Origin of the sequence: Massilia genomosp. 1, from assembly GCF_011682185.1 — a bacterium.
GTDB lineage: Bacteria > Pseudomonadota > Gammaproteobacteria > Burkholderiales > Burkholderiaceae_D > Telluria_A > Telluria_A rubra.
This window is the reverse complement of record NZ_WHJF01000047.1, coordinates 34,679-51,216: the sequence shown is the minus strand read 5'-3', so window position 1 is coordinate 51,216 and position 16,538 is coordinate 34,679. Positions and strand designations below refer to the sequence as shown.

The window sequence follows — 16,538 nt, the reverse complement described above, 5'->3', positions numbered from 1 at the left end:
CGACATCGGTCCGTGTGTCATTCTCGCGTCCAAATATCAAGAGTAAACGCCTTTCTCGGCGAGTTTACAAGCAATATTTACAATCTTTGCTCACCGCGACGTCCCAGCCTTCATGCAATCGCCCTAACGACCCGGGCCTTCCAGCTTGCAACAAATCGAGTTTCAGTGAATACTGTATGCAATTACAGTAGTTGCCCTCAAGCGAGTACAGCAGAGCGCGTGAACGCCCCAGCCCGAAAAATCATCCATTGCGATTGCGACTGCTTCTACGCGGCCGTCGAAATGCGCGACAATCCCGCCCTGCGCGAGGTGGCGCTGGCGGTCGGCGGCCGCCCCGACCAGCGCGGCGTGGTGGCGACCTGCAACTACGAAGCGCGGCGCTACGGCATCCACTCCGCCATGGCCACCGCCCAGGCCCTCAAGCTGTGCCCGGACCTGGTCGTGATTCCCCCGGCCATGGAAAAATACCGCATCGCCTCGCGCCAGATCCTGGCCATCTATGGCGACTACACCGACCTGATCGAGCCGCTGTCGCTCGACGAAGCCTATCTCGACGTCACCGACTCGCCCCACTGCAAAGGCAGCGCCACCCTGATCGCGCAGGAAATCCGCAAACGCATCTTCGCCACCGTCGGCATCACCGCCTCGGCCGGGGTGGCGCCCAACAAGTTCGTGGCCAAGATCGCCAGCGACTGGAACAAGCCCGACGGCCTGTGCCTGGTGCGTCCGGACGAGGTCGACGCTTTCGTGGCCGCCTTGCCGGTCAAAAAACTGCATGGGGTCGGCAAGGTCACCGCCGCCAAGCTCAACAATCTGGGCGCGCATACTTGCGCCGACCTGCGCAGCTGGACCATGCTCGAACTGCAACATTACTTCGGCAGCTTCGGCACCCGCCTGCATGACTTGTGCCGGGGCATCGACAAGCGCGCCGTGTGCAACGAGCGCGAGCGCAAGTCGGTCAGCGTCGAAGAAACCTACACGCCGGACGTGCCCGACTTGCCGGCCTGTATCGCCCTGCTGCCGGAGTTGTTTGACAACCTCAATGCCCGCATCGCCCGCGCCGGGGCCCTGAAAAGCGTGCAAAAGTTGTTCGTCAAACTCAAATTTTCCGATTTTCACCAGACCACCGTGGAATGTGTTGGCACCGCGCCACATGTGGGGCAATACGCCAAACTGCTGGAAACCGGCTACGCGCGCGGCATGCAGCCTGTACGCTTGCTGGGTGTCGGCGTGCGCCTGGGCGAGGCCGAAAACCTCGAACAGTTAAGCCTGTTCGCCGATGCGGACGTGTAAAATGTCGTTCCCTTCGCACAGATGATTTGTCGCGGACGACGCAAGTCCTGTCAAAAAAGCATTGTCGCCCCCGCGCAGGCGGGGGTCCATGGCACCTGTGCGCAGCGGTGCTATGGATTCCCGCCTGCGCGGGAACGACGGTTTGAAGTTCGACGGCGGCTCGACAGCGCTGACGTCAACGACATTCGCTCAATGAACAGGCCGTTACGCAGGAAGTGAAAGCGCTGTTGCGCGCCTTCCTGCTTCACCCCGCTGTAAATACTGACTCAAACAAGGTAAAGCATAATGTGGTTCAAGAATCTTCAGATTTACCGTCTTCCCGCACCGTGGGCATTCACTCCCGAGCAACTCGAAGCGGCGCTGGCGCCCATGAGTTTTGTTCCGGCCACCAGCAACGAATTGCTGCGCCAAGGCTGGGATTCGCCGCGCAACAACGGCATGCTGGTTCACACCGTCAACAAGCAGATGCTGATCCTGCTGGGCACCGAAAAGAAGCTGCTGCCATCGTCGGTGATCAACCAGGTGGCCAAGGCCAAGGCGGCCGAGCTGGAAGAAGCCCAGGGCTTTGCCCCAGGCAAGAAAGCCATGAAGGAACTCAAGGAGCGCGTGGCCGATGAATTGCTGCCGCGCGCCTTCAGCATCCGCAGCAACACCTTTACCTGGATCGATCCGGTCAATGGCTGGCTGGTGGTCGATGCCGCCAGCCCGGCCAAGGCCGACGAAGTCATCAAGCTGCTGCTGAAAGCGGTCGACCGCATGCCGCTCGAAAGCCTGCGCGTGCAGCGTTCGCCGGTCGCCGTCATGACGGCCTGGCTGGAAAGCGACGAAGCGCCGGTGGGGTTCACGATCGACCAGGATACCGAGCTGCGCGCCACCGGCGAGAGCAAGGCCGCCGTACGATACGTGAAACATGCGCTGGAAGTGGACGATATCCGCCGTCACATCGCGGCAGGCAAGCAATGCACGCGCCTGGCGATGACGTGGGACGACAAGATTTCGTTCGTGCTGACCGAGTCGCTGGCGATCAAGGGCATCAAGCCGCTCGACGTGATCAAGGAAAGCGACACCAGCACCCGTAACGATGAAGAGCGCTTCGACAACGACATGATGCTCATGACCGGCGAACTGGCCAAGATGATGAGCGAAGTGGTGGAAGCGCTGGGTGGGGAAGCGAAGGCGTAACGGTGTTTTGACGGGCTGCCTCGGCGGCCTGTTCTGGCTCCGATGCCGCCCGACCTATCCGCTTTTGCCGCGACATTCAAAACCGTCATTCCCGCCAAGGGGGCCGCCGAGGCCGGGAATGACGGTTTGTATGTAGCGCAAATATTTGCTTGAGTCGTAGCGGCCCCAGATAGCACGCTCGGACGCCGTTGTCCCAACCGAGGTTACAGCGGCTGAAACACCCCCGCCGCGCGATTCTTGGTCACGTTATCCCACGTGAAAATCTGCCCGTTCATCGCCACATACACACCCGGCGGCAGGATTTGCGCGGCGGCGCTTGCGCAGCCGAGGTTGAACAGCGCATCCGAATTCGCAATTTCGTACGGAATCATTGCACCAGTCAACACAATGCTTTTACCGAGCGCGGCGGCGCCGAGCACGGCCGCCGTTTCCGGCATCGTATCGGTGCCGTGTACGATCACAATCGCCTTCTCCGGCGCCGCCTGGCAACTGGCCAGCACGCGCGCGCGGTCGGCGTCCTGCATGTCGAGCGAGTCGAGCAGGGGAAGCTGCTCCAGTTCAACGGGAACCGTCATGCGCGTGCGCGCCAGCACCGCAGGCAGATGGCTTTCCGCAAAGCCGAGCTTACCGGTCAGTTCATCATAATGTTTATCGAAGGTGCCGCCGGTGGCGATGATGCGCAAGCTCATAGTGATCTGGAATTCGTAAAGAGAAGGTGCCGTATGATAACGTGTAGCGTTGGCCTTGTGCGCGCAAAGCAAAACGCGCAACTTGCCGGTGCGTTAGAATCGTTGTCTGCGCATGAGTCCACTCATTTTTTGTCCTTCAAGAAGCCATGAAAGCCCTTGCCCCAGGAACCGTTATTTTCCATCGCCATCGTGGCTATGGCGTCATTACGCACGTCAACCTGCTGACCGGCTGGATCTGCGCGCGCTTCGGCAGCGAAGCGCGCACGCTCGACCTGAATCTGTCGACCGACGACGTGCAGCATGCCGATGGCGAAGCGATCCTGTTCCGGCGCGCCCCGCCCGACCGCATGCCGCACGCGCGCCTGATGGCGATGGTGCGCGCATTGCACCAGGCCGGTTACGAAAAACTCTATCTCTACTCCTGGCCCAAGCCCTCGGGCCTGCACTGGCGCTGGCATTTGTTCACCGCCCAGCGCGACTGGATGCAACGCCCCTGGCGCGAGGGCTGGTACGGCTCGGGCGCCGATTACAACGTCAACCCGGTGATGGGCTGGGGCGATTCGCCTGGCGCCACCACCGATGAACTGGTCACCGCGCTGGCGCGCTTCGACCCGCAAGGCCTGGCGCAGGCGCTCGGACGCGACGAAGACCACACGGCGTGGTTCGAAGGGGCGTGCAAACTCCTGCTGCCAGGCTATATGTACAGCCTGAACGCGGAGCGCCCCGGCGCCGGCGGCTTGCAGGAAGCGCCACCCGTGCCGGTCATACCGGTGCGCGCCAGCCTGCCGGCCTACGACGGACCGGCACTCGGCTGGCCGCCCGGCTGGGCCGGCCTGTGGACGCGCGCGCATGTGATGCCGGCGCCGCCGATCGATATCACCGGCGAGCGCAAGCTGCGCGAGACGTCGTAGCGGGCGGCAGTTGGTGACACCGGCTCAGACCCCTCCCTGCGGCGAGACCGGTGACACCGGGGGCAGACCCCTCCCTTCGGCGAGACCGGTGACACCGGGGTCAGACCCCCAACGGAAAAACCGGGGTCTGACCCCTGCGGCGAGACCGGTGACACCGGGGTCAGACCCCCAACGGAAAAACCGGGGTCTGACCCCTTGCGGCGAGACCGGTGACACCGGGGTCAGACCCCTTGCAACGCTTCCGGGTTCAAAATATTGGATGGCGCGCCGTTGGCGAAGTTCAGCACATTGTCGAACGCGGCCTGGAAGTACAACTCGTAACTGTCCTTTTCCACGTAGCCGATGTGCGGTGTCGCCAGCACGGTCGGTATGCGCAGCAGCGGCGCGTCCGCCGCCAGCGGCTCGCTGGTGAACACGTCGATGGCCGCATTGCCCGGCCGCCCCAGCCGCAGCGCCGCTTCCAGCGCGTCGCTTGCCACCAGCTCGGCGCGGCTGGTGTTGACGAACAGCGCATCGGGCTTCATGCGCGCCAGGTCCGCAGCCGTGACGATGCCACGGGTGCCGTCGGCCAGCCGCAAATGCAGGCTCAACACGTCGGCGCGTTCGAACAACTCCTCGCGGGTGGACGCCGCCTCGAACCCATCGGCCACCGCCGCCGCGCGGCTGGCCTCGCCACCCCAGACCAGCACCCGCATGCCGAACGCCTTGCCGTAGCCGGCGATCATGCGCCCGATCTTGCCGTAGCTCCAGATCGCCAGGGTGCGTCCCTTGAGCGTACGCCCGACGCCGTTCAGCAGCGGGTTGACCGAAGCCGTCTGCCATAGTCCGTCCTTCAGATTATTCGCGTAGGGCACGATCTTGCGGCTGGCCGCCATGATCAGCGTCCAGGTCAGCTCGGCCGGCGCCACCGGCGAGCCGACCCCTTCGGCAATGGCCACGCCGCGCGCCGTTGCGGCGGCCACATCCACATGCCCGGCCAGCTTGCCGGTCTGCGAAATAAGCTTGAGGTTCGGCAGTTTTTCCAGCAATCCTGCCGGAAACGCCGTGCGCTCCCGGATCAGCACCAGCGCCTCGAACGGCGCCAGGCGGATGCCTAATTGCCCCGTACCACGGGCTGAACTGTTAAATATTTTGACATCGTGGCCGTCGAGCAGCTTGAAGCAGTCGAGTTGACGCACCGCGTCCTGATAATCATCGAGAATAGCTATTTTCATGGGAGATGGCAGAAGTTCAATAAATCTTCGTAGGTAAATAACACGATCCAGAATAATCGAAATAGCCTACTACATTGCTCAACTATTATTCCTACATTTTTGACGTTTGAGCATTTAAAACAGCTAATAGCGGGTGTACAATCGCCCCTCATTTCGGGATTTGGCCCCGGCTGCGGACCCTGATTTCCGCCCTGTCAAGTCCCCCGCACTACCGTTCCACCAGCCTCGCCGTCATCCGAGGTTGTCGACATGACCGCCGTATCGCCGAACCTTTCTTAGGGAATGGATTCTCGAGCGCAAGCTGAAACGCTGACGACGATCCTGCCGTGCCGGGACAAGAAAGAATTCTTATTGGCATTGGAGGTACTATGAATCAGCCCCTTATGGGTGGCGTTGCAACACTCAACGTCCCAGCTTACATCAAACATCAAAAGCTCATCAATTGGGTCAGCGAAATTGCTGCCCTGACCAAGCCGGCGCGCATCTATTGGTGCGACGGCTCGCAAGAGGAGTACGACCGCCTGTGCGCCGAGATGGTGGCCGCCGGCACGATGACAAAGCTGAACCCGGAAAAGCGCCCGAATTCCTATCTGGCGTGTTCGGATCCAACCGACGTGGCGCGCGTGGAAGACCGCACCTACATTTGCTCGGCTACCAAAGAGCAGGCCGGCCCGACCAACAACTGGATGGCCCCTGCGGAAATGCGCACCACCCTGAGCGGCCTGTTCGACGGCTGCATGGCCGGCCGCACCCTGTACGTGGTGCCGTTCTCGATGGGGCCGCTGGGTTCGCCGATCGCCCACATCGGCGTCGAACTGTCCGACTCGCCTTACGTGGCGGTCAACATGCGCATCATGACGCGCATGGGCAAGGCGGTCTATGAGGTGCTGGGCGCGGACGGCGAGTTCGTTCCGTGCGTACACACCGTCGGCGCACCGCTGGCGGCCGGCCAGAAAGACGTGGCATGGCCATGCAATGCGACCAAATACATCGTTCACTATCCTGAAACCCGCGAAATCTGGTCCTACGGTTCCGGCTACGGCGGCAACGCGCTGCTGGGCAAGAAGTGCTTCGCGTTGCGCATTGCCTCGAACATGGGCCACCAGGAAGCCCAGGCCGGCGGCACCGGCTGGCTGGCCGAACACATGCTGATCCTCGGCGTCGAATCGCCCGAAGGCAAAAAGCACTATGTCGCGGCGGCCTTCCCATCGGCCTGCGGCAAGACCAACTTCGCCATGCTGATTCCGCCAGCGAGCTTCGGCGGCTGGAAAGTGACCACCATCGGCGACGACATCGCCTGGATCAAGCCGGGCGCCGATGGCCGCCTGTACGCGATCAATCCGGAAGCCGGCTACTTCGGCGTGGCGCCGGGCACCAACACCCGCACCAACTCGAACTGCATGGCCTCGATGACCGAGAACACCATCTTCACCAACGTCGCGCTGACCGACGATGGCGACGTCTGGTGGGAAGGCCTGACCAAGGAAGCGCCGGCGCACCTGATCGACTGGCAGGGCAAGGACTGGACCCCGGCCTCGGGCGCCAAGGCCGCGCATCCGAATGCGCGCTTCACGGTGGCCGCGACCCAGAATCCGGTCATCGATGCGGCCTGGGACGATCCGGCGGGCGTGCCGATTTCGGCCTTCATCTTCGGTGGCCGCCGTTCGACCACGGTGCCGCTGGTGACCGAAGCGCGCAACTGGGTCGAAGGCGTGTACATGGCCGCGACCATGGGTTCCGAGACCACCGCCGCCGCCGCCGGCCAGATGGGCATCGTGCGGCGCGATCCGTTCGCGATGCTGCCGTTCATCGGCTACAACATGAGCGACTACTTCCAGCACTGGCTGGGCATGGGCAAGAAGATCGAAGCCATGAACCCGGCCGCGCTGCCGAAGATCTACTGCGTGAACTGGTTCCGTACCGATGCCGAAGGCAAGTTCGTCTGGCCTGGCTTCGGCGACAATATGCGCGTGCTCAAGTGGATGCTGGAACGCATCGAAGGCAAAGCGGGCGGCACCGAGAACGTGTTCGGCACCACGCCGGAGTTCACCGACCTGAACTGGGACGGCATCGACTTCACGCAGGAGCAGTTCGACACCATCACCTCGATCGACAAGGACGCCTTCAACGAAGAGCTCAAGCTGCACAACGAGCTGTTCGAGAAGCTGGCCTATCATCTGCCGCAAGAATTGGTGGAGACCAAAGCCACGCTCGAGAAGCGCCTGGCTGCATAACCGGCTGAGAACCCGGCATCGACCCCGGCTCAGACCGGATGAAAAAAGCGCGTCTTCGGACGCGCTTTTTTTCGTCCGCACGCCACCCCGGTGTCCGCCACCCCACCCCGGTGTCAGGTCTGACATTCGGACACGACCTCGGCTATTCGCCACCCCGGTGTCAGGTCTGACATTCGGACACGACCTCGGCTATTCGCCAAGCGATGCCATTTTTACAGCACAGCTCGTGTCCGAATGTCAGACCTGACACCAGTTGGGTTGACAACAAGCCGGTCCGCACGCTTGACTGCCGGCGCGCTACGGTTGCAGGCAATTTATCCTATAATTTTCCCATTATCAATCCCAGAGCCGATGCGCTCGACATCGCCGGCCCATCGCCCGGAGTCCGCCAGCATGGCAGCAGCGCCCCAGTACCTGAAACCGACTCCCGCCTGGGAAGAGCACGAAAAACCCACCATGCCGGGTTCGGCGTCGATGCCCTGGCATCCGCCTCATATCCGCTTTGCCTACGCTTGCGTGGCGCTGCTGGTCGGCATTACCGGCGGCCTGGGCAATGCACTGGTGTCGGCCAACCTGCCGGCCATCCAGGGCACCCTGGGCCTCACGCCAGCCGAAGCGGCCTGGCTGCCGGCCGCCTACATCATGGTCAACGTGACCTCGAACCTGATGGTGTTCAAGTTCCGCCAGCAGTTCGGCCTGCGCCTGTTCGCCGAGATCGGCCTGTCGCTGTACGCCTTCGTCACCCTGCTGCACCTGCTGGTGGGCGGCTTCGAGATGGCCATCCTGGTGCGCGCCGTCAGCGGCCTGGCCGCCGCCACCACCAGCACCCTCGCCATGCTCTACATGCTGCAGGCCGCGCCCAAAAAATATACCGGCAAGATGCTGGTGCTCGGGGTGGGCATCGCGCAGATCGCCACGCCGCTAGCCTGGCTGATGTCGCCGGCCTTGCTCGACATGGGCCAGTGGCACAACCTGTATCTGTTCGAAGCCGGCCTGGCCCTGTGTTCGCTGGCCGCGGTGGTGGTGCTCAAGCTGCCGCCGGGGATCCACATCAAGGTGATCGAGCCGCTCGATTTCATCACCTTTGCGCTGGTCGCGCCGGCCGTGGCCATGATCGTGGCGGTGCTGGCGCAGGGCTTCACGCGCTGGTGGTTCGATACGCCCTGGCTGGCCTACCTCCTGATCGCCGCCGTGCTGCTGTTGACGGTGGCGCTGTTCATCGAGCACCACCGCGTCAATCCGCTGATCCAGACGCGCTGGCTGATGATGGGGCCCACCATCCGCTTCATGATCGGGGCGTTCCTGATCCGCTTCTTGACGTCCGAGCAGACCTACGGCGCGGTCGGCCTGCTGCGCACCCTGGGCATGGGACCGGACCAGATGCAGCCGCTGTTCGCGGTGATTTTGGCCGGCACCATCTGCGGCATGGTGGCCAGTTCCATCACCTTCAGCCCCAAGACCGTGATTCCGCAAATACTGTTTTCGATCCTGCTGTTCGGCGTGGCCGCCTGGCTCGATTACGGCCGCACCAGCCTCGATCGTCCGCACGACTTTTTTGTCAGCCAGTTCCTGGTGGCGCTGGGCGCCGGCATGTTCATGGGGCCGATGATCATGATCGGCATCATGCAGGCGCTCAAATTCGGCGCCGACCATGTGGTGACCTTTGTCGTCATGCTGGCGATGACGCAAAGCCTGGGCGGCTTTACCGGCGCCGCCGCGCTCAGTACCTACCAGCTGCACCGCGAGCATGTGCATTCGACCGAGATCAACGCCCAGCTCAACCCGGCCGATCCGGTCGTCGCCCAGCGCCTGCGCCTGCAGCAGCAGGTCTACCAGGGCGTCAACACCGATCCCGCCCTGCGCGCCGCCCAGGGCGTGGGCCAGCTGGCCCAGATCAGCCGGCGCGAGGCCAACGTCCTCGCCTTCAACGATGTCTTCGCCCTGAGCGGCGTGATCGCCATCCTTTTCCTCGGCTGGTCGCTGTTTGTCGCCGTGCGCCTCGCGCGCCGCCAAAAGCGCGAAGCCGCAGCCTTACTCAACCAGGCACCTGCCAGATAAAAATATGAGCAATCCACTTCCTCCTTCGCGCAGCGAACCCGCTGTCGACGACACCCCAGACGAAGCCAATCCACCGGTGCCGGGCGACTCCAGCAACACCGCCGCCCCGATCCCGCCGGCCGCCGTGCCGGTGGCTCCCGCGGTACCCGACGCGCCACCCAAGTACATCAAGCCCAAGCTGTGGAGCGTGGTGCTGATGGCCGTCGTCGCGCTGGTCGGCATTGTGCTGATCATGTGGGCATGGCGCCTCGGCCCCTTCAACAGCACCCTGGTCCAGACCGACAACGGCTACGTGCGCGGCCAGATCACGGTGCTTGCGCCGCAGGTCAATGGCTACGTGGCCGAAGTCCTGGTCAAGGACTTCCAGTTCGTCAAGGCCGGCCAGCCGCTGCTGCGCATCGACGAGCGCATTTACAAGGCGCGCGTGGAACAGGCCGAGGCCCAGCGCGACGGCGCCATCGCCGCGCTCGATAACTTCACCCAGACCCAGGCCCAGAACCGCGCCCGTGGCGGCGCCGCCCGCGCCACCCTGGTGGCGGTGCAGGCCGAGCGCAATCGCGCCGCGGCCGAACTGGGACGGGTCGAGGAACTGGCGGCCAAGGGATCGGTGTCGCTCAATGAGCGCGACCGCGTGCGCATGACGACCCAGCTGGCCGGCGCCAATGTGTTGAAAGCCAAGGCCGATATCGCGATTGCCGAAGAAACCGTCAAGGCCACCACCGTCTCGCGCGGCGGTCTCGAAGCGCAGGTCAAGAACGCCGAAGCGCAACTGGCGCTGGCCAAAATCGATTTATCGAATACAGTGGTCAAGGCCCCGCGCGACGGCCAGGTGAGCGAAGCGTCGGTGCGCCTGGGCCAGTACGTCACGGCCGGCTCGCAGCTGCTGTTCCTGGTGCCCGACAGCATGTGGATCGTGGCGAACTTCAAGGAAAACCAGACCTGGAAAATGCGCATCGGGCAGCGCGCCACGTTCACCGTGGACGCCTTCAACGGCGCTGCATTGACGGGCCATATCGAACAGATCGCGCCGGCCACAGGCTCGGAATTTTCCGTGCTGCGCGCCGATAACGCCAGCGGCAACTTCACCAAGGTGGTCCAGCGCCTGCCGGTGCGCATCGCCATCGATCCGGGCCAGGAGCTGGCCAGGCGCCTGCGGCCCGGCATGTCGGTGATCGTCAAGGTCGATACCGTCGGCGCGGCGGAGCAGCAGCCGTGAGGCGCCGCGTCTTCCTTGTTGCAGGCATGGCCTGCGGCCTGACTGCCTGCGTGCCGGCCCTGCGTCCCGCGCCGCCGCTGTCGAAAGTGACCGTGCCCGAGGCCTGGCGCGACGGCCCGGCCGGGCCAGCCGCGGTCGATGCGCAATGGTGGCGCGCCTTTGGCGACCCGACCCTGAGCGCGCTGGTGGAAGCGGCGCTGGCGCACAACACCAACGTGCTGGCCGCCGTGGCCCGGGTCGACCAGGCGCGCGCGCTCGTCGCCGTGGCCGATGCGGCGGCGCTGCCGGCCGTGAACGCGGTGCTGGGCGCCGCATCGGCGCGCGCCCCGGCCGGTGCGGGGCTGGTCAATTCGCGCTCGCTGCAACCGGAACTGCAGGCGAGCTGGGAACTCGACCTGTTCGGACGCCTGCGCGACCAGTCGCGCGCGGCGTCGCTGCAATACCAGGCCAGCCAGGCCGAACGCGATGGCGTGGCGCTGTCGGTGGCGGCCGGCACGGCGCAGGCCTACGTGGGTTTGCTGGCGCTGGACGCCCAGCTGCAGATCACCAAAGGGACGGCGGCCTCGCGCGCGGAAGCGCTGCGGCTCGCATCCGACCAGGCGCGCGTGGGCTACACCTCGCAGCTGCAACTGACCCAGGCGCAGAACGAAAACGAAACGGTGCTGCAAGCGATTCCCGAACTGGAACTGGCCATCCGGCGCCAGGAAAACAGCCTGCGCGTGCTGGTGGGCGAGCTGCCCGGCGCGGTGCTGCGCGAACGCCGCTTCCAGGACTTGCCGGTGCTGCCGGCGCCTGCGTCGATTCCGTCAAGCTTGCTGGCGCGCCGGCCCGACGTGGCGCAAAGCCAGTTGCTGCTGGCCGCGAGCGATGCCAGCCTGGCGGTGCGACGCGCCGATTTTTTGCCGCATGTGACCATCAGCGCCAAGTTCGGCAGCCTGTTGACCAATGGGCGCGATTACGATCCGGTGACCTTGTGGAGCCTGGGCGGCAGCGTGCTGGCGCCGGTCTTGTCGAGCGGGCGCTTGAACGCGCAGGTGGACGCGGCCACCGCGCAGCGCGACCAGGCGGCGTTTGCCTATCGCGGCGTGGTGCTGACGGCTTTCAGCGAAGTCGAAAACGCCCTGGCCGGCGTGACGCGCCTGCAAACCCAGATGGCGCACGCGCAAAAGCGCCGCGACATCCTCACGCGCACGCTGGACTTTGCCAAGGACCGCTACCAGGCCGGCTACGCCTCGTATCTGGAAGTGCTCGATGCGCAGCGCAATCTGTACCAGGTCGAACTCAATGCGGTGACCCTGCGCCAGAACCAGGTGAACAATATGGTGGCGCTATACCGCGCGCTGGGCGGCGGCTGGAGCGCCGGAGCGCAGTAACCGTGGTGCGAGCGCAGCCTGGATGCGCCCGGCCTGCCGGCGGTGTTCGGCGACGAGCCGGCGCCGGCTTGATCACGCCCTGTTCAGGCGGCGTCGCCTGACAGCGGCGCGTCTTCGCGCTTGGCGCCCGGGAAGGCGTCGTACACGCGGCGGTGAAAGGCATACGAGCAGGTGTCGTCGCGCACATCGTACTCGCTTACCCACTTCAACAGGTAGGGCAGCATGTTGTCCTGTTCTTCCTTGGACGCGTACTTGTGCGGCTCCCACGGCCTCTGCGCGTTGTTGGCCAGGCAGGCGTCCCGGCCCGGATTGATGAACACCAGTTGCGTGCAGAACGGCAGCGCCTGTTCGATCAGGTCTCCGTAGCAGCCTTCCACCACCCAGTCGGGATGGCTGCGCACGAAGGCGAACAGGTCGGCCAGCACTGCGTAGGACGGCCGCGCCACCGCCACCTCGCCCGGCACCCAGAAAATGGTGTCGAGATCGAGGTGCATCAACTGGTACTGCGCGGCCAGCTGGCGCGCGCGCGACGACTTGCCCGATCCCGAATTGCCCATGATCAGAACCCGCATCGCAGTTCCTTTACGCCAGCAGCGGCACCAGGTATTTGCCGGTGACGCTCTCCGGATTGGCCGCCACGTCTTCCGGCGTGCCGGCGGCGACGATCCTGCCGCCGCCCGCGCCGCCTTCGGGACCGAGGTCGACGATCCAGTCGGCGGTCTTGACCACGTCGAGATTGTGCTCGATGATGACCAGCGTATTGCCCTGGTCGCGCAGGCGGTGGATCACCTTGAGCAGCAGGTCGATATCGTGGAAGTGCAGGCCGGTGGTCGGCTCGTCCAGGATGTACAGGGTGCGCCCGGTGTCGCGCTTGGACAGCTCCAGCGACAGCTTGACGCGCTGCGCTTCGCCGCCCGACAGGGTGGTCGCGCTCTGGCCGAGGCGGATGTAGCCCAGGCCCACGTCGAGCAGGGTTTGCAGCTTGCGCGCGATCAGCGGCACCGGCTTGAAGAATTCGTGCGCCTCTTCCACCGTCATGCCCAGCACTTCGGTGATGTTCTTGCCCTTGTACTGCACTTCCAGCGTTTCGCGGTTATAGCGCTTGCCGTGGCAGACATCGCACGGCACGTACACGTCCGGCAGGAAGTGCATCTCGACCTTGATCACGCCATCGCCCTGGCACGCTTCGCAGCGCCCGCCCTTGACGTTGAACGAGAAGCGCCCGGCGCTGTAGCCGCGCTCCTTGGCCGCCGGGACGCCCGAGAACAGGTCGCGGATCGGCGTGAACAAGCCGGTGTAGGTGGCCGGGTTCGAGCGCGGCGTGCGCCCGATCGGGGCCTGGTCGACCGAGATGACCTTGTCGAAGTGTTCCAGGCCGCTGATGGAGTCGTGCGGCGCCGGTTCCGTCTGCGAGCCATACAGGTGGCGCGACAGGGCCGGGTACAAGGTGTCGTTCACCAGCGACGACTTGCCCGAACCGGACACGCCGGTCACGCAGGTCATCAGGCCGACCGGCAGCTTGAGCGTGACCTTTTTCAGGTTGTTGCCGGTGGCGCCGGTGATCACCACCTGCTTGTTGGCGTCGGCCACGTGGCGCTTCTTGGGCACCGCGATCTTGAGCGAGCCATTCAGGTAGCGCGCGGTCAGCGATTTTTTGTTCTTGAGGATGTCCTTGAGCGTGCCTTCGGCGATGATCTCGCCGCCATGCACGCCGGCGCCCGGCCCCATGTCGACGATGTAGTCGGCGGTGCGGATCGCGTCTTCGTCATGCTCGACCACGAGCACGCTGTTGCCGATGTCGCGCAGGTGCTTGAGCGTTTCGATCAGGCGGTCGTTGTCGCGCTGGTGCAGGCCGATCGACGGTTCGTCGAGCACGTACATCACGCCGGTCAGGCCCGAACCGATCTGCGAGGCCAGGCGGATGCGCTGCGCTTCGCCGCCCGAGAGGGTATCGGCGCTGCGGTCGAGCGAGAGGTAATCGAGGCCCACGTTGTTGAGGAACTTGAGGCGCGAGACGATCTCCTTGACCACGCGGTCGGCGATCTCTTTCTTGGCGCCCTTGAGCGTGAGCTTCTCGAAGAACTCCAGGCATTCGCGCAGCGGTTTGCGCGCGACCTCGTAAATGGCGCGCTGCTGCTTGCCGGTGCCGACCTTGACGTGGCGCGCCTCCACGCGCAGGCGCGCGCCTTCGCACGACGGGCACTGCTTCTCGTTGATGAACTTCGCCAGCTCCTCCTTGACGGCCATCGAATCGGTTTCGCGATAGCGCCGCTGCAGGTTGGTGATCACGCCTTCGAACGTATGCTCGCGGATGACGGTGCGACCGCGCTCGTTCACGTAGGTGAACGGAATCGAGGTCTTGCCGGAGCCGTACAACACCGCCTGCTGCGACGCCAGGTCGAGCTGCTCGAACGGCATGTCGATATCGAACTCGTAGTGCGCCGCCAGGTTCGACAGCATCTGGAAGTAGAACTGGTTGCGCCGGTCCCAGCCCTTCACCGCGCCCGAGGCGAGCGACAGGTTGGGGAAGGCGACGATGCGGCGCGGGTCGAAAAATTCGATGTGACCGAGGCCGTCGCATTCGGGGCAGGCGCCCATCGGATTATTGAACGAGAACAGGCGCGGCTCGAGCTCCTGCAGCGAGTAGCCGCAGGTGTTGCAGGCAAACTTGTTGGAGTAGACGTGTTCCTGGGCTGTTTCCATTTCGAGCACCACGGCGCGCCCGTCGGCCAGGCGCAGCGCGGTCTCGAAGCTCTCGGCCACGCGCTGCTTGATCTCGGCGTTCACCTTGACCCGGTCGATGACCACGTCGATGGTGTGCTTCTCGGTTTTTTTCAGTTTGGGCAGGTCGTCGATCTCGTAGATCTTGGCGTCGTGGGTGCCGCTCTGGATGCGAAAGCGCACGAAGCCCTGCGCCTGCATCGACTCGAACAGGTCGCTGTGCTCGCCCTTGCGGTTGGCCACCACGGGCGCCAGGATCATCAGCTTGGTATCTTCGGGCATGGCCAGCACCGCGTCGACCATCTGCGAGACCGTCTGCGCGGCCAGCGCGTGGTCCGGGTGGTTGATGCAGTAAGGCGTGCCGACGCGCGCGTACAACAGGCGCAGGTAATCGTGGATCTCGGTGACCGTGCCGACGGTGGAGCGTGGATTGTGCGAGGTGGCCTTCTGCTCGATCGAGATGGCCGGCGACAGGCCTTCGATCAGATCGACATCGGGCTTTTCCATCAACTGCAGGAACTGGCGCGCGTAGGCCGACAGCGATTCGACATAGCGGCGCTGCCCCTCGGCGTACAAGGTGTCGAACGCCAGCGACGACTTGCCCGAGCCGGACAAGCCGGTGATCACAATGAGCTTGTTGCGTGGCAGGTCGAGATTGATGTTCTTCAGGTTGTGCGTACGTGCGCCGCGAATGCGGATCTGTTCCATGTGTTGTGTGCCTTAAACGGGTCAGCTCATACTATAGCTGTGTTTCGAAAGCGACGTCTGCGGGGACGATTGCCGCGTCCACAGGTGCGCCAGGGGCGTATTGAGTTTGCTCAGGGATTTTGCAGCGTTTTACTGTGTTCTACTGTACATAATACCAGTATTCATGCCGCCGGCAAACGGATGACGAGTCGGCAAGGCTTGAACTCCGCGCCGGTTTTGTTGTCTGACTTGACAAGTTGTGGTGTCAGGCGGCTGGACGGGGAGGGTGCGCGTGCGGGTTAGAATAGACATTTGGCATCCCGGCTGACATATAATCCTCGTCTGGCAAAAAATCATCGCGCCGCGGGACGCACGCCGCAGCAGTTCAACAGGAGTAATACATGGCATCAGTCAATAAAGTCATCATCGTCGGCAACTTGGGGCGCGATCCGGAAATCCGCTACATGCCCAGCGGTGACGCCATCGCCAACATCGCCGTCGCGACCTCGTACAAGTCGAAGGACCGCAACACCGGCGAGCAAAAAGAGCTGACCGAGTGGCACCGCATTTCGTTCTTCGGCCGCCTGGCCGAAATCGTCGGCCAGTACCTGAAAAAAGGCTCCTCGGTCTACGTCGAAGGTCGCCTGCAGACCCGTAAATACACCGACAAGGACGGCGTCGAGAAGTACGCGACCGAAATCGTCGCCGAACAGATGCAGATGCTGGGCGGACGCCAGGGCATGGGCGGCGACGCCGGCGGCGGCATGGACGATGGCGGCGGCTACGATGCGCAGCCGCAGCAGAGCCGTCCGGCGCCACAGCGCCCGGCCCCGCCTGCGCCGGCGGCCCGTCCGGCGCCGAAGCCGGCGCCGAATTTCTCGGACATGGATGACGACATTCCATTTTGAGACCGGTGACGCTCTTTTGATGAAAAAGCCCCTGTAACGAATGGACGTTACA

The 16,538-nt window shown here is 63.9% G+C and carries 12 protein-coding genes; 8 read left to right on the top strand and 4 right to left on the bottom strand.

Annotation, left to right across the window (positions count from 1 at the left end; all coding sequences use genetic code 11):
- The first annotated feature begins 219 nt into the window (after window positions 1-219).
- Both dinB and F1735_RS18135 read left to right on the top strand, forming a co-directional pair.
- Window positions 220-1,293 carry a DNA polymerase IV gene (dinB, locus tag F1735_RS18140; protein ID WP_167238239.1) on the top strand — a complete coding sequence of 358 codons (1,074 nt, stop codon included), beginning with the start codon at window positions 220-222 and terminating at the stop codon, window positions 1,291-1,293.
- 285 nt (window positions 1,294-1,578) lie between these two features.
- Window positions 1,579-2,475 carry a recombination-associated protein RdgC gene (locus F1735_RS18135; protein ID WP_167238238.1) on the top strand — a complete coding sequence of 299 codons (897 nt, stop codon included), beginning with the start codon at window positions 1,579-1,581 and terminating at the stop codon, window positions 2,473-2,475.
- Between the two features lie 203 nt (window positions 2,476-2,678).
- On the opposite strand, the gene F1735_RS18130 is transcribed toward F1735_RS18135, so the two are convergent.
- Window positions 2,679-3,164, bottom strand: a complete 486-nt coding sequence (locus F1735_RS18130) for an asparaginase domain-containing protein (protein ID WP_126074765.1) — start codon at window positions 3,162-3,164, stop codon at window positions 2,679-2,681.
- Window positions 3,165-3,310: 146 nt separating this feature from the next.
- On the opposite strand from F1735_RS18130, the gene F1735_RS18125 reads away from it, so the two are divergent.
- Complete coding sequence (locus F1735_RS18125; RefSeq protein ID WP_167238237.1) at window positions 3,311-4,075, top strand: L-asparaginase; 765 nt, start codon at window positions 3,311-3,313, stop codon at window positions 4,073-4,075.
- Between the two features lie 221 nt (window positions 4,076-4,296).
- On the opposite strand, the gene F1735_RS18120 is transcribed toward F1735_RS18125, so the two are convergent.
- Window positions 4,297-5,289, bottom strand: a complete 993-nt coding sequence (locus F1735_RS18120) for a D-2-hydroxyacid dehydrogenase family protein (protein ID WP_167238236.1) — start codon at window positions 5,287-5,289, stop codon at window positions 4,297-4,299.
- Window positions 5,290-5,657: 368 nt separating this feature from the next.
- Between F1735_RS18120 and F1735_RS18115 the strand changes: the two genes are divergently transcribed.
- The 4 genes from F1735_RS18115 to F1735_RS18100 all read left to right on the top strand — a co-directional run bounded on the left by F1735_RS18115 (window position 5,658) and on the right by F1735_RS18100 (window position 12,170).
- Window positions 5,658-7,523 (top strand): phosphoenolpyruvate carboxykinase (GTP), encoded by a 1,866-nt coding sequence (locus tag F1735_RS18115; RefSeq protein ID WP_167238235.1) that lies wholly within the window; start codon window positions 5,658-5,660, stop codon window positions 7,521-7,523.
- 351 nt (window positions 7,524-7,874) lie between these two features.
- On the top strand, window positions 7,875-9,581 hold the full coding sequence (locus F1735_RS18110; RefSeq protein ID WP_222853020.1) for an MFS transporter: 1,707 nt from the start codon (window positions 7,875-7,877) through the stop codon (window positions 9,579-9,581).
- Between the two features lie 4 nt (window positions 9,582-9,585).
- Entirely contained in the window at window positions 9,586-10,797 is a 1,212-nt protein-coding gene (locus F1735_RS18105) for an HlyD family secretion protein (protein WP_167238234.1), read from the top strand.
- On the top strand, window positions 10,794-12,170 hold the full coding sequence (locus F1735_RS18100) for an efflux transporter outer membrane subunit (RefSeq protein WP_373888542.1): 1,377 nt from the start codon (window positions 10,794-10,796) through the stop codon (window positions 12,168-12,170). Before F1735_RS18105 ends, F1735_RS18100 begins: the two co-directional genes overlap by 4 nt.
- Before the next feature lie 83 nt (window positions 12,171-12,253).
- On the opposite strand, the gene F1735_RS18095 is transcribed toward F1735_RS18100, so the two are convergent.
- Window positions 12,254-12,742, bottom strand: coding sequence for a shikimate kinase (locus F1735_RS18095; RefSeq protein WP_167238233.1), 489 nt, complete (start codon window positions 12,740-12,742; stop codon window positions 12,254-12,256).
- 10 nt (window positions 12,743-12,752) lie between these two features.
- Complete coding sequence (gene uvrA, locus F1735_RS18090) at window positions 12,753-15,599, bottom strand: excinuclease ABC subunit UvrA (protein WP_167238232.1); 2,847 nt, start codon at window positions 15,597-15,599, stop codon at window positions 12,753-12,755.
- A gap of 380 nt (window positions 15,600-15,979) precedes the next feature.
- Here uvrA and ssb point away from each other — a divergent pair, with 380 nt between their 5' ends.
- The gene (gene ssb, locus F1735_RS18085; RefSeq protein ID WP_167238231.1) at window positions 15,980-16,486 is read left to right on the top strand and encodes a single-stranded DNA-binding protein; all 507 of its coding nucleotides are present in this window, start codon (window positions 15,980-15,982) and stop codon (window positions 16,484-16,486) included.
- Window positions 16,487-16,538: the final 52 nt, after the last annotated feature.